The sequence below is a fragment of the Devosia salina genome (genome assembly GCF_019504385.1).
GTDB lineage: Bacteria > Pseudomonadota > Alphaproteobacteria > Rhizobiales > Devosiaceae > Devosia > Devosia salina.
In genome coordinates this window covers 792558-805585 of sequence record NZ_CP080590.1, presented here as the reverse complement: position 1 = coordinate 805585, position 13028 = coordinate 792558, and the positions used below count along the sequence as shown (strand labels likewise).

Sequence of the window (13028 nt, the reverse complement as noted above, 5' to 3'; positions counted from 1 at the left end):
CTAGCGCTCGCTGTCGAGTGCCTCGGCGATGGCATTGGCCAGGTCGGCGAGGCGATAGGGCTTGTTGAGCACCTTGAGGTGGGCGATGGCGTCCTCGTCCCGCCGCACCAGTTCATCGGCATAGCCCGAGGTCAGCAGCACGGGAAGATGTGGCCATTCGGCGGCGACCCGGTGCGCCAGTTCATAGCCGGAGAGGCCTCCGGGCATGACCAGGTCGGTGAACACCAGGTCCACCTCGGCGCCACTGCCCAGAACGGCCAGTGCCTCATGCGCGTCCGCCGCCACCAGCGTCGCGTAGCCCAGGCTTTCGAGGCGCGTCACGGTGAGCTTGCGCACCCTGGGATCATCCTCGACGACCAGGACGGTCTTGCCCGTCGCGGCGGGTCCGACTTCCTCGGGCGCGGTTTCCGGGGTGATCGAGTCAGCATGGCGCGGCAGGTAGATATTGACGGTCGTGCCGCGCCCGGGCTCGCTATAGATGGTGGCGTGGCCGCCCGATTGCTTGGCGAAACCATAGATCATGGAAAGGCCGAGCCCGGTGCCGCGCCCTTTCTCCTTGGTGGTGAAGAAGGGCTCGAAAGCGCGTTCGCGCACCGCGGGCGGCATGCCCTGGCCGGTATCGGCCACCGAGAGCCGCACATAGTCTCCCTTCGGCAGCCCTTCGAGATCCTCCGACATCGAGGCGTCGATGCTGACATTGCCCGTTTCAATGATCAAACGGCCGCCTTCGGGCATGGCGTCTCGCGCGTTGACCGCCAGATTGACGATGGCGCTCTCCACCTGCGACGGATCGATCCGGGTCGACCAGAGCCTGGGTTTGAGCGCATTTGACAGCGAAATGGTCGACCCCAGCGTGCGGTGCAGCATGTCGGTCAGGCCCAGCACGAAGTCGTTGAGGTTGACCACTTCGGGCTCGAGATGCGAGCGCCGCGCAAAGGCGAGGAGCCGGGCCGTCAGCCGCGCCCCGAGATCGGCGGCCTCGAGCGCTTCGGTGGCCAGTTCGCGCTGCCCGGTCGTGGTCAGCTTGCCCTCGAGCATCTCGAGATTGCCGATGATGACCGTGAGGAGGTTGTTGAAATCATGGGCAAGGCCGCCGGTCAGCTGGCCCATGGCTTCCATCTTCTGGGCCTGGCGCAGGGCCTGCTCCGTCGCCTTCTGACCGGAGAGGTCGTGGATAATGCCGGTAAAGTGCACCCGCCCATCCATCTCGAATTCGCTGACGGCCAGATGCATGGGGAAGGTCGAGCCATCGCGCCGCCGCCCGGTGACTTCACGGCCGATGCCGATGATCTTGCGCGTGCCGGTGGCCCGGTAGTTGGCGATATAGCCGTCATGCGCCGAGTGGTATGGCTCGGGCATCAGGAAATGGACATTGCGCCCGATGAACTCGTCCTGGGCATAGTCGAACAGGCGGGCCGTTGCCGGATTGACCGTGGTGATGATGCCGCGGCCATCAATGGTGATGATGGCATCGACCGCAGATTCGAGCATGGCCTGCAATTTGCGGGCCTGCCCGATCAGGTCGGCATGGTCTGGCTCTTGCTCGGTCACAGCTGGACTCGTTCCCCTCGATCGCTGGGGACCAGATTAGCCGGTTTGCCGGGCCGGGCAAATGGGCCCCGCAGCACAAAAAACCCTCCCGCGGGAGCGGGAGGGTCGAGATCGCTCAGACGAAGTGTTCAGAGGCCGAGGCCGGCATAGGCCGCGTCGAGACGCTCCTGCGCCTTGTTGGGCACCTTGACCGCGCGGGCCGCATCCAGGTTCGGCAGCTCGTCGCCGACGGCGATCGCGCCCACCATGCCCATGGCAAAGTGCGGCGTGCACTTGAAGCCATAGAGGCCCGGGACGTCGAAGGTCATGGTGAATTCCTCATTGACCTTGCCCTTGAAGGGCTCGACCCCGTCCGGGATCATGTCCTTGATATTTTCGACATTGTGGCTCTTGTCGGTGGGAATGAAGGTCACGGTGTCGCCCGGCTGAATGGCCAGGAAATTGGGCTCGAACACCATGGTGCCGGCCTCGCCCTTGTTCAGCATGTGGATTTCGTAGTCCGCAGCCAATGCGGGAGCGGCCATGCCGCCCAGGGCAGCGAGGGTGAAGAGGGTGGCGGCGATTGCGCGCATCGGGGTTCTCCTTGGCAATCGGGTCGGCTGACCCGTTGCCGCCCTTCTAGAAAAGCACGTCCGTCCCGTCTTTGATCCATCGCAAATATAGCGACGCAGTGAGCGTACGAGAGGAGCGCATTTTATTTGCGCTCGATCAACGAAGGATTGCCTCTACCCACATAGTCTGCAGATCGAGGGCACAAAGAAGCACGTGCCAAGTCGTGGAGAAACAAATGACTAATAACACCATGCTATCGCGCCGCGCATTGCTTGCTGGCGCTGCCGCGATTGGCGCAACGGCCCAGCTTGCTGCAGTCGTCGCCAGCACCGCGCAAGAGGCTGCTGCTGCCGTTGCTGCGGTGGACTTCAACACGCTCGAACGTGTCAAGGTGGATCTGGTCGCACCGCCCTTTGTGCATGCCCATGAGCAGGTTGCGACTGGCGCGCCCAAAATCGTCGAGTTCACCATGACGATCGAGGAAAAGCGGCACGAAGTGGAAGAGGGGGTCGAATTGTGGGCCATGACCTTCAATGGTTCGGTGCCCGGCCCGATGATGGTGGTCCACGAGGGTGACTATGTCGAACTGACCCTGATCAATCCCGACACCAATCTCATGCCGCACAATATCGACTTCCATGCCGCCACCGGCGCGCTGGGCGGCGCCAAGCTCACCAATGTCAATCCGGGCGAAAAGGCCATTCTGCGCTTCAAGGCAATCAAGGCCGGTGTGTTTGTCTATCACTGTGCGCCCGAGGGCATGGTCCCCTGGCACGTCACCTCGGGCATGAACGGCGCCATCACGGTGCTGCCGCGCGAGGGCCTCAAGGATCCCCAAGGCAACCTCATCACCTATGATCGCGTCTATTATGTGGGTGAGCAGGATTTCTACGTCCCCAAGGATGCGGACGGCAATTACATGGCCTTCGAGAGCATTGGCGACGGCTATGCCGATACCATCACCGCCATGCGCACGCTGACACCGAGCCACATCGTCTTTAACGGCAAGGTCGGTGCCCTGACCGGCGACAATGCGCTCAAGGCCAATGTGGGCGAGACCGTGCTGATCCTGCACTCGCAGGCGAACCGCGATACCCGCCCACACCTGATCGGTGGCCATGGCGATTTCGTCTGGCCCACGGGCAAGTTCCACACGCCGCCCGATGTCGACCAGGAAACCTGGTTCATCCCCGGTGGTACGGCCGGCGCGGCGGTCTACACGTTCCGCCAGCCGGGGGTTTATGCCTATGTGAACCACAACCTGATCGAGGCCTTCGAACTCGGTGCCGCCGGCCATTTTGTGGTCGAGGGCGAATGGGACGACGACCTGATGACCAGCGTGCTGGCACCAAGCCCGATCTGATTGGTTCCGCCGGGGTCCCGCCAGGACCCCGGCGAAGCCTTGCCGGTGTCCGCCCGTGCATCGGCATTTTCCCGGAGGCAGAGATGACGGCCCATGCTGTTCGCGCCAAGGACATAACCACCCTGCTGCTGCCTGCGACCTTGCTGGCAGTGGCCGTGGGTGCTTTGGCCTTCCAGCTGGCGCCATCGCTGCCGGACCCGTTCCGCCCGGCAGCAATTGTTGCACCCGCAACTGTCACATTGCCTCCGGGGAACCTCACCTATCGGCCCGAGGGCCATTTCCTCCAGGACAATGCGCCGATCGACGGCCCCAGGGTGACCACCACCATCGCCGCGCCACTCGTCATCATGCGCCACCAGGTCAGCGTCGAGGACTATGCGCGCTGCGTTGCCGATGGGGCCTGCGCGGCGACGGCGGAAGCCGGGCTCGACGGCTACCCGGTGACCGGGGTGAGCTTTCAGGATGCAATTGCCTATGCCGACTGGCTGAGCGCACAAACCGGCCAGGTCTGGACACTGCCCACCGATGCTGAATGGGCCTATGCGGCGGCCGAACGCTATGTCGATGAGGCGGCAAATGTTGAGGATGTTGGCAACCCGGCCCTGCGTTGGCTCGCCGAGTACCGGGAAGAAGCGGCCCGCAGCCGCACGGCCGATCCCCTGCCCCATCCTCAGGGCCATTTTGGGGCCAATAGCAGTGGCCTCATGGATCTCAGCGGCAATGTCTGGGAGTGGACCGATACCTGCCACCGGCGCATCCATGTCGACGCGGCCGGCGCGATCCTCAGCGAGCAGCCCGCCTGCACGATCCGGGTGATCGAGGGCAAGCACAGGGCCTCGACCAGCTATTTCATTCGTGACCCCAAGAGCGGCGGCTGCTCGGTTGGCCTGCCACCCGACAATCTCGGCTTCAGGCTTGTCCGGCGCCCGGCCTGGCACGAGCAATTGCTCGACCGGATCGGGCTGTGACGGGCTGGCCCGGGGCGGGTGCGACGGCGGCGCAGGTATCGCTGCAGCGGCTTTTGATGTATCTCAGGCACATCGAAAGTCGGGGAACTGCCCTTTGGCCGATATCGACCGCAGCCTGATCAAGAGCCTGCCGCTCTTTGCCAACATGGCCGATGACGCCCTGGACCGGCTATTGCTGCGCGCGTCCATGCGCCGCCTGCCCATCGGGGAGGCCGTCTTCGAACAGGGCCAGAGGGCGACGCACTTCTTCCTGTTGCTGCATGGCCGGCTCAAGGTCACCCAGGTGACGCCGGAGGGATCGCAGATCATCGTGCGCGTGGTGCATCCGGGTGACCTCTTCGGCTTTGCCCAGGCCCTGCAGCGCGACGACTATCCGGGCACGCCTGTCGCCGCCGCCGAAAGCGTGCTCATGTGCTGGCCCAACGAAGTCTGGGGCAGCATTGTCGAGCAGAATCCGCAAATGGCGGTCAACGCCATGCGCACAATCGGCCAGCGCCTGCAGGAGGCGCATACCCGCATTCGCGAGATGTCGACCGAAGAAGTCGAACGCCGCGTGGCCCATGCCGTGCTGCGGCTGATGGATCAGGCCGGACGGCGCGAGGATGATGGTGTGCGCATCGACTTCCCCCTCACCCGCCAGGACGTTGCCGAGATGACCGGCACGACGCTGCACACGGTATCGCGCCTGTTCAGCGCCTGGGAGAGCCAGGGCATCGTCAAGGGCGGGCGGCAAAAGCTGCTGGTGCGTGACAAGGCCCGCCTGCAGGCGCTGGCAGAGGGCCAGGCCTAGCCAGGCCAATCGGTCCTTGCGCTGGCGCAAGGATAGCCAGGGCAATGCGGGATAGGGCGGAAGCGTCCAGTTCCGGAGCCCGTCAATGAATCAAATCCATGCCATCAAGCGCAAGCCGGTGCCGCGCGGCATCGCTCATACGGGCCCGGTCATTCTGGCCTATGGCTTTCGCCCCTTTTTCCTCGGCGCCGGAATCTGGGCGGTCCTCGCCATGGGCCTCTGGATCGGCGCCCTGGCGTTGGGCCTGCCCATCGGGGAAGGCTATGGCGGCGCGGCCTGGCATGCCCATGAGATGCTGTTCGGCTATAGCTCGGCGGCGCTGGCCGGGTTCCTGCTGACCGCCATCCCGAACTGGACCGGACGCCTGCCGGTGTCCGGTGCGCCCCTGGCCCTGCTGTTCCTGGTCTGGTTACTGGGCCGCCTGGTCCTGATCGCGCCCACACTGCTGGGTCTCGGCTGGGCCGTCGCGCTCGATCTCGCCTTCCTGCCGCTGCTCCTTGCCATCTGCCTGCGCGAAGTGGTCACCGGACGCAAATGGCGCGACCTCAAGGTGCTGGCGGGCGTTCTGGCCCTGGCGCTGGCCAATGGCGGCTTTCATGCGCTGGTGATCTGGAACGGCGATACGGGCCTGGCCAGCCGGCTCGCGATCTCGGCCTATGTCATGCTCATCGGCATTATCGGCGGGCGGGTCGTGCCCAGCTTCACCCGCAATTGGCTGGCCAAGCGCCATGTCACCGCCCTGCCCGCTCCCTATGACCGGCTCGACACCATTGCCCTTCTGGTTGGTCTGGCGGCGCTTGTCTGCTGGGTGGCCGCACCGGAGCAATTGGCCACCGGTTTGATCGCCCTTGCCGCCGCGGCCCTGCACGCGGCCCGGCTCAAGCGCTGGCAGGGATGGCAGACGGGCGAGGAGCGGCTGGTTCTGGTGCTGCACCTGGCCTATGCGGCGATCCCGCTCGGCTTTGTTGCTATGGCTCTGGCCGCGAGCGGCCTGCTGGAAGCCACAGCGGCGCTACATGTGTTCACCGTCGGGGCCATCGGCCTGATGACCCTGGCGATCATGAGCCGGGCGACCCGCGGTCATACCGGCCTGCCGCTCACCGCGCCGCTGCTCACCGGCGTCAGCTATGCGTATATCATTGTCGGGACGATCCTCAGGCCCGTGGCCGTGTTGATCCCGGACCACTATCTGATCCTGGTGTCGCTCAGCGGCCTCTGCTGGATGGCGGCGTTCTCGCTCTATCTGGTCGAATACGCGCCCGCCCTGGTGACCCGCCGCAAGCCCCGCCCGGCCTGACGCCGGCTCAGAAGCGCATGGCGATCTCCGGCGCCATGCGGTCGGGGGTCCAGGGTGGGTCGTAGGTGAGTTCGACCCGCACCTCCATCACCCCCGGCACCGCCCCGGCGGCGGCAGCCACTGCCCCTTGCAGAAAAGCGCTGGCCGGGCAGAAACGCGCCGTGGTGGTCATCACGATGGCCACGGCCCCATCGGCAACCACATCGACATCATAGACCATCCCGAGATCGATGATGTTGTGCCCAAGCTCGGGGTCGATCACCCCGCGCAGCGCGGCCCTTATGTCGGCCTCCATCTCCATGCGCGGGTTGGCAATCATGGCCGGGAACCTGCCCGCATCATCAGCCGGTAGGTCGTGCCTTCGGCATCGAAGTCGCCGACCCAGGCGTGGCCGCGCGCTTCGAGCTCGGGGAACAGGAAGACCGGCTCCCGCGCCAGCAGGGCAAACAGCACCTCGCCCTTCGCCATGGCCTCCAATTGCGCCAGAATGCGCACCATGGGCTCGGGCGGGTCGAGTTCGGTGCAATCGAGATAGTGCGCCGGGTCGGGCCAGTTGTCCGGATCGTCGCTGCGCGATCCCGCCGGTTCGGATGCCGCGCCATCGGGCGTGAACAGCACCTGCCAGTCGCCGCCGTCCAGTGGGGTCGCCTCGTAGTCGAAACCCTTGGCCTGCATGACCTTGAACAGCGGCTCGGGCCGGAAGGTGGCGTAGAGTCTCAGCCCCTGCCCCGGGGCCAGGCTGCCCACGGCGCCCATGATGGCCCCGAAGGGCTCGCCGCCATTGTGCAGCAGCGGACGCACGTCCAGTTCGAGAGGATCGGTCATGTGGGGCTCCTGAAATTGCGTGCCGGCCAGAGCAGGCGCGGCCGGGGGTGGTCTTGCCAGAGCAGCGGCAGATCAGCGAGCCGCCGCGCCCGATAGAAGTGGTGGATCAGATAGAGAACGGCCGCCATTTGCAGGACTGCGGCCAGCTGCAGCAGAGCCGGAACACTTGCGGCAATGGCCACCGCGCCCGCCGTCACGGCGCCGAAATAAAGGCCGAAACCGAGCCGCGCCGGCGCTTCGCGCACCATGTCCTGCACGCGCGGCGTGGGCAGGCGGCCCATGGACGGGGCGAAACATTCAAGCCAGGTCAGGAACGGGATGATCTTGTAGAGCATGGCCAGGCCCAGCCCACTGAGCCAGCCCAGGCCGAGCAGATGCACGGCTGCGGCCACGGCACCCTCCCAGCCCAGCCAGGTGGCGAGGGTGAGCAGCAGCACCCCCAGAACCAGCATGATGAACGCGCCGATGGCCGCAATCATGTGCAGTTCGAGCTGGGCCCGCCGGCGGCGGCGATAGAGCGTCACCACGTCGCCCAGATAGGCGCCGAGAGCAAGGAGCGCCGCAAGACCCACCACAGCCAGGCCGAGGGGCCATGGCGCGTTCAGCCATAGGAGAACCCCGAGCGCTGCGCAGGCGAGGGCCAACCCGGCCACAGCTGAGAGAAAGGCCACCCGCGGCACCCATCCCGTGCGCTCGGGGGAAATCAGAAACATCGAGACCAGCCGGTAGCTCACACCCATGGCCGCCAGGGTCAGCCAGCCCCCCAGGCCAAAGCCGGCATGGAGGGTCACGCCATGGGTCACCAGCGCCACCGCGAAATCGCCGCCGATCAGCCCGGCCAATGCGGCGGCCAGCGTGTCGCCGAGCATGGCGGCCACGAGCAGGCTCATCAGCGCGACGGTCACAAATCCGGCGGGTAGCGGCAGGGATTTGGCGCGCAGCAGGGTGGCAAAGAGCGGCACCGCCGCGATGCCGAAGCCCGCGATCACGACCAGGCCGCCCAGCGGCAGCAGTTCGGCACTACCAAGCCAGCCATCGAGGGCGGCAAAGCCGCACAGCATGAGAAAAAGGCCAACAAGGATCGTGCCCAGTGCAACAGGCGCCAGGCCCGGCAATGCCAGCTCCCGCCCCACCAGCACCGGCAGGAACTGCATCAGCGCGCCCAGCATCAAGAGGCTCAGCCAGCCAATGGCGAGCAGATGCACGACAATGAGTGTCGAGGGCGCAGCCAGCGGGTTCTGGGGGTAAGCCCAGCCCAAGCCGATCAGGGCTAGCGCCACGACCAGCGCGGTCAGCGCGCAGCCGAAATAGGCAAGTGTCCAGCGCGAGAGTGTGGCCATCTGCATCCTGGTGCTCCCCGACAGGGGAACCGAACGGGCCGGTTCCCCAATGTGTCTCAGGCCGCCTCGGCGCGGCCCAGTTGCACCCGCCAGACCTCCGGGCCGCTCTCGAGATAGGTCCAGGAGAACTGGCCGGGATATTCGGCCTGCAACTGATAGTGCAGCGGCCGCGGATCGTGGTCGTTGACGATCACGAAGCTGTCCCCGACGGCCAGGTCATTGGCCATGGCAAAGATTTTCGGATGCCGCTCCCGCGGCTGGATGGTGCGCACATCGATGAAGGCCAGTTCCTTGTCTGCCATCTGTCCTGTCCTGACCGCTGATGAAAATGACGGCGGGCGGCGGTCCTGCGTCCCGACCCTGGCCAAGCTAGGACGGAACGGTCCGGGCTCACTTTGTCGCAGCGCAAACTCTCTTGCCCCATCCGGGCGGCACCGCGCCTTGATCCAAAGCAAAGTCGGCCCTGAGTGCGGCCACTAAAAGGGAATGGACTGAAACGGGAAGGTGTGGGGATGACCCAGGACGTCGCGCTCGACGCACTCAAGAATTGCTACGAGCGGCTTCTCGAGGCCTGCGACATGCTGGAGCTGATCGCGGACGGCCTGCCCGGCAGCGTGCCCCTGGCGCTATGCAACCGGCTCGTGGTCAGCCTGGTCAGGCTGGTGACCGAGACCCATCTGCAGGAGAACCAGGTGCTGCTGCCGATGCTGCTGGCCTCGGAGCGCGCCGAAATGCGCCAGGCCGCCGAACGCCTGCGGCAGGAGCACGACTATGACGACCAGGTCGCCATCGAAGTCGAGGAAGCCCTTGTTGACCTCGTCTCGGGCCGCTCCGTATTGTCACCCGACGCGACCGGCTATCTGCTGCGCAGCTTTTTCGAGAGCATCCGCCGCCATGTCTATGCGGAAATGGACCTGCTCTCGCTGATCGTCAACGTCGCTCCACGAGGCGGACATCTGCATTGATCCAGTTTCTACTTGCCTTCGCGCTTTTTCTGGCCCTGCATTCCGTTCCCGCCATACCCGCAATCCGCCAGGGCCTGGTCGCGCGGTTGGGGCGCCGCCCCTATCTGGCGCTCTATTCCATCGCTTCGATTGCGAGCCTGGTCTGGGTGTTCCAATCTGCCCTGGCGCTCGATTATCTCGAACTCTGGCCGCCCGCGGCCTGGCAGGCGTGGCTGGCGCTGGTCCTGGTCCCGGTCGCTCTGGTGCTGCTGATTGCCGGACTTGCCAGCCCCAACCCACTTTCCATCAGCTTCCGCCGCGGCTCTGATCATCCCGGCGCCATCACGGCCATTACCCGCCACCCGGTGCTGTGGGGCTTCGTTCTCTGGGCCGCCAGCCATGTGCTGGCCAATGGCGACGTGCGCAGCCTGATGCTCTTCGGGGCGTTGGGCCTGTTCGCTGTGTTCGGCATGGTGATGACCGATCGGCGCAGTCGGCGTCGCCTGGGTTCCGACTGGACGCGGCTGTCCGAGACCTCTTCGGTGCTGCCCTTCGCAGCCATGCTGGCGGGTCGCAGCCGGCTGCGCCTCGACCTGCCCCTCGGCATCGGTATTGCTGGCGCCGCCCTGCTCACGGCCTGGCTGCTGCTGGGCGGCCATGCCGCGCTCTTCGGTGCCGACCCGCTGGTGCTGGCAGCGAGCTAATCAACGCCGCCGTCCCAGGCCTGGGCCTCGGGGCCGCCCGGCAGGCCCAGCAGATCGATGGCCCGCGCGGCCAGATGGTCGACGATCTCGGCCAAAGATTGCGGCCGGTGATAGAAGGCGGGGACCGGCGGCATGACGATGGCACCCATCTCGGTCACGGCCACCATATTGCGCAAATGGCCCAGATGCAGCGGCGTTTCCCGCGCCAGCAGCACCAGTTTCCGCCGCTCCTTGAGGTGAACATCGGCTGCCCTTGTCACCAGATTGTCGGTAATGCCGGCGGCGATGGCAGCCAGGGAGCGCATGGAACAGGGAGCAATGATCATGCCGGCGGTGCGACAGGACCCGCTGGCGATGGTGGCGCCGATATTGGTGGCATCATGGACGGTCTCCGCCAGCCCCACCAGTCTTTCAAAGGCCGTGGCCCCGACCTCCTCGGCCAGGGTGCGGCGGGCGGCAGGCGACACCACCAGGTCGGTCGCAACCTCCGGCCGGGAAGCGAGCCGTTCCGCCACGCGCAAGCCGATGGCGGCGCCCGAAGCGCCGGTCAGCGCCAGCACGACGCGATGTGCCCCGCTCATGGCTGGAGACCCAACTGGGTCCAGATGGCATCGACGCGGGTCCTGATCGCATCGGACATGACCAGCGGACGCCCCCACTCGCGCTCCGTTTCCGCGCCGATCTTGGTGGTGGCATCCAGGCCGAGCTTCCCCCCGAGGCCTGGCCGGGGCGAGGCAAAATCGAGATAATCGATGGGCGTGTCCGCGATGGAGAGCAGATCGCGGGATGCATCGAAGCGCGTCGAGAGCGCCCACATCACGTCCGCCCAGTCGCGGACATCGATATCGGGATCGACCGCAATGATCAGCTTGGTCATGCTGAATTGCGGCAGCATGGACCACAGCCCCATCATCACCCGCCGGGCCTGGCCGGGATAGCGCTTGTCGATGGCAAACACCATGGTCCGGTAGGAGCAGGCCTCGGGCGGCAGCCACAGATCGCGGATTTCCGGGAATTGCTGTCGGGCCAGCGGCACGAAGAGCGGTGTCATTGCCGCGCCAAGGCGCGAGGGCTCATCGGGCGGGCGCCCGGTATAAGTGGAGAGATAGACCGGCTGGCGGCGCATGGTGATGGCGCTGAGGCTCACCACAGGAAAGGGCTCGACGGAATTGTAATAGCCCGTGTGGTCGCCATAGGGCCCCTCGGGTGCGGTTTCAGTGGCACTCACCACCCCCTCAAGCACGATTTCCGCCGTGGCGGGCACTGGCAATGCAATGGTCAGCGCCCTCGCCACCGGGGTCGGTCGCCGCCGCAGCACCCCGGCGAAGGCCATTTCGTTCAGCCCATCGGGCAGCGGCATGACGGCGGCCAGCAGCGTTGCCGGATCGGCGCCGATGGCAATGGCGATGGGCATGTCCTTGCCCTTTGCCTGCCACAGCCGGTGGTGCCGGGCGCCGCCGCGGCTGGGCAGCCAGCGGACGATGGCGCGATCCGGGCCAAGGACCTGCATGCGATAGACGCCGACATTGATATCGCCCGGATCGTCGGGCGCCCGGGTGATGACCAGCGGCCAGGTGATCAGCGGCGCCGGCTCCCCTGGCCAGCAGACCTGGATCGGCAGCCGCGACAGATCGATGTCCTTGCCGCGCCAGACGATTTCCCGGCAGGCAGGCCGCGCCACGGTTCGCGTGCGCAGGCTGAGGGCGGCCCGCAACATGTCGCGCTGCGCCCAGGCGCCTCCGAGATCGCGCGGCGGGTGCGGTGTCCGTAATTGCGCCAGCCCCTCCCCCAGCCCTACCAGATCGGCCGCATCCAGGCCCATGCCCAGGGCAATGCGCTCGGTAGTGCCGAAGAGATTGACCAGCACGGGCATGGGCGAGGGCGTGCCATCGACCATGACGGGGTGCTCGAACAGCAATGCGGGACCATCGGCCGCCAGCACGCGCCGGTGGATTTCGGTGATCTCGTGCCGCATCGACACCGGATGCGCGATCCGGCGCAGCAGACCGCGGGCCTCCAGAAGTGCGGCAAACTCTGACAGATCAGCGGCGATGGGGTGCCTGGGGCGCGGCAATAGGGGGGCGGTCATGCGCCAGCCTTGCCAGAGCCATGTTCGGAGTTCCTTGCGCTACATCAAGGTGCTGGCGGGCAGGACCGGTTAGTGGTCACCCGCTGCCCACTCAACAGGAGCTGCCAGATGCTGCTGCCGCGCCCGCTATCCCTTGTCATCAACCGCATGCCTATCGCCTTGGTGCAGCGCCTTGTCGACCAGGTGTTCCAGCGCGCGTTGCAGCAGCATCCTGACCTGTTCGATCGCCTCGGCGCGGAGGCCGACAAATATTTCCGGTTCACGCCGGCGGACCTTGACCTGAGCTTCATCGTGCACCCCGCCGGGCGCACCATCCGCGCCTGCCGCAAGAAAGACGCGCCGGCGGCCCATGCCAATATCTCGGGACCATTGCTGACCCTCCTGGCGCTGCTGGAAGGACGGATCGATGGCGATGCGGTGTTCTTTTCGCGCAGCCTGACCGTGACCGGCGACATGCAGGCCATGCTGGCCCTGCGTAATGGCCTCGATGATAGCGGCTTCGACCTGCCCAGCGACCTGGCGGGTCTGGCCGGACCCTTCGCGCAACCGTTCCGGCAGGTGGCCGAACTGGTGCGCCGCCGTGCCCTGGCCGGGCTGGGCTGAGC

15 protein-coding genes are annotated in these 13028 nt (G+C 66.1%); 7 read left to right on the top strand and 8 right to left on the bottom strand.

Annotated elements, in window-relative coordinates:
• Positions 1 to 1551 carry a PAS domain S-box protein gene (locus K1X15_RS03855; protein ID WP_220306167.1) on the bottom strand — a complete coding sequence of 517 codons (1551 nt, stop codon included), beginning with the start codon at positions 1549 to 1551 and terminating at the stop codon, positions 1 to 3.
• Between the two features lie 128 nt (positions 1552 to 1679).
• Positions 1680 to 2123 (bottom strand): pseudoazurin, encoded by a 444-nt coding sequence (locus tag K1X15_RS03850; protein WP_220306166.1) that lies wholly within the window; start codon positions 2121 to 2123, stop codon positions 1680 to 1682.
• 215 nt (positions 2124 to 2338) lie between these two features.
• On the opposite strand from K1X15_RS03850, the gene nirK reads away from it, so the two are divergent.
• The 4 genes from nirK (at position 2339) to K1X15_RS03830 (ending at position 6521) form a co-directional block, all read left to right on the top strand.
• On the top strand, positions 2339 to 3466 hold the full coding sequence (gene nirK, locus K1X15_RS03845) for a copper-containing nitrite reductase (protein WP_220306165.1): 1128 nt from the start codon (positions 2339 to 2341) through the stop codon (positions 3464 to 3466).
• 83 nt (positions 3467 to 3549) lie between these two features.
• Entirely contained in the window at positions 3550 to 4434 is an 885-nt protein-coding gene (locus tag K1X15_RS03840; RefSeq protein WP_220306164.1) for a formylglycine-generating enzyme family protein, read from the top strand.
• A 94-nt stretch (positions 4435 to 4528) separates the two neighbouring features.
• Complete coding sequence (locus K1X15_RS03835) at positions 4529 to 5224, top strand: Crp/Fnr family transcriptional regulator (RefSeq protein WP_240549653.1); 696 nt, start codon at positions 4529 to 4531, stop codon at positions 5222 to 5224.
• Between the two features lie 85 nt (positions 5225 to 5309).
• Positions 5310 to 6521, top strand: a complete 1212-nt coding sequence (locus K1X15_RS03830) for an NnrS family protein (protein ID WP_220306163.1) — start codon at positions 5310 to 5312, stop codon at positions 6519 to 6521.
• A gap of 7 nt (positions 6522 to 6528) precedes the next feature.
• On the opposite strand, the gene K1X15_RS03825 is transcribed toward K1X15_RS03830, so the two are convergent.
• The 4 genes from K1X15_RS03825 to K1X15_RS03810 are packed head-to-tail and all read right to left on the bottom strand — an operon-like array spanning position 6529 to position 8988.
• Positions 6529 to 6840 (bottom strand): metal-sulfur cluster assembly factor, encoded by a 312-nt coding sequence (locus tag K1X15_RS03825; RefSeq protein WP_220306162.1) that lies wholly within the window; start codon positions 6838 to 6840, stop codon positions 6529 to 6531.
• On the bottom strand, positions 6837 to 7346 hold the full coding sequence (locus K1X15_RS03820; protein ID WP_220306161.1) for a DUF2249 domain-containing protein: 510 nt from the start codon (positions 7344 to 7346) through the stop codon (positions 6837 to 6839). The genes K1X15_RS03825 and K1X15_RS03820 overlap by 4 nt, the downstream gene beginning before the upstream one ends.
• Positions 7343 to 8692: a hypothetical protein gene (locus tag K1X15_RS03815; RefSeq protein ID WP_220306160.1), complete on the bottom strand. Its 1350-nt coding sequence runs from the start codon at positions 8690 to 8692 to the stop codon at positions 7343 to 7345. Before K1X15_RS03815 ends, K1X15_RS03820 begins: the two co-directional genes overlap by 4 nt.
• Positions 8693 to 8742: 50 nt before the next feature.
• Positions 8743 to 8988 carry a DUF2249 domain-containing protein gene (locus K1X15_RS03810; protein ID WP_220306159.1) on the bottom strand — a complete coding sequence of 82 codons (246 nt, stop codon included), beginning with the start codon at positions 8986 to 8988 and terminating at the stop codon, positions 8743 to 8745.
• A gap of 210 nt (positions 8989 to 9198) precedes the next feature.
• Between K1X15_RS03810 and K1X15_RS03805 the strand changes: the two genes are divergently transcribed.
• Both K1X15_RS03805 and K1X15_RS03800 read left to right on the top strand, forming a co-directional pair.
• Positions 9199 to 9651, top strand: a complete 453-nt coding sequence (locus K1X15_RS03805; protein WP_220306158.1) for a hemerythrin domain-containing protein — start codon at positions 9199 to 9201, stop codon at positions 9649 to 9651.
• Entirely contained in the window at positions 9648 to 10334 is a 687-nt protein-coding gene (locus K1X15_RS03800) for an NnrU family protein (protein WP_220306157.1), read from the top strand. Before K1X15_RS03805 ends, K1X15_RS03800 begins: the two co-directional genes overlap by 4 nt.
• Here the strand turns inward: K1X15_RS03800 and K1X15_RS03795 are convergent.
• Both K1X15_RS03795 and K1X15_RS03790 read right to left on the bottom strand, forming a co-directional pair.
• A complete protein-coding gene (locus K1X15_RS03795) occupies positions 10331 to 10915 on the bottom strand; it encodes a UbiX family flavin prenyltransferase (protein WP_220306156.1) in 585 nt (194 codons plus the stop codon). The genes K1X15_RS03800 and K1X15_RS03795 overlap by 4 nt on opposite strands.
• Positions 10912 to 12423: a UbiD family decarboxylase gene (locus tag K1X15_RS03790; RefSeq protein ID WP_220306155.1), complete on the bottom strand. Its 1512-nt coding sequence runs from the start codon at positions 12421 to 12423 to the stop codon at positions 10912 to 10914. The genes K1X15_RS03795 and K1X15_RS03790 overlap by 4 nt, the downstream gene beginning before the upstream one ends.
• 108 nt (positions 12424 to 12531) lie before the next feature.
• Here K1X15_RS03790 and ubiT point away from each other — a divergent pair, with 108 nt between their 5' ends.
• Positions 12532 to 13026: a ubiquinone anaerobic biosynthesis accessory factor UbiT gene (gene ubiT, locus K1X15_RS03785; protein WP_220306154.1), complete on the top strand. Its 495-nt coding sequence runs from the start codon at positions 12532 to 12534 to the stop codon at positions 13024 to 13026.
• The last annotated feature ends 2 nt before the right edge of the window (positions 13027 to 13028 follow it).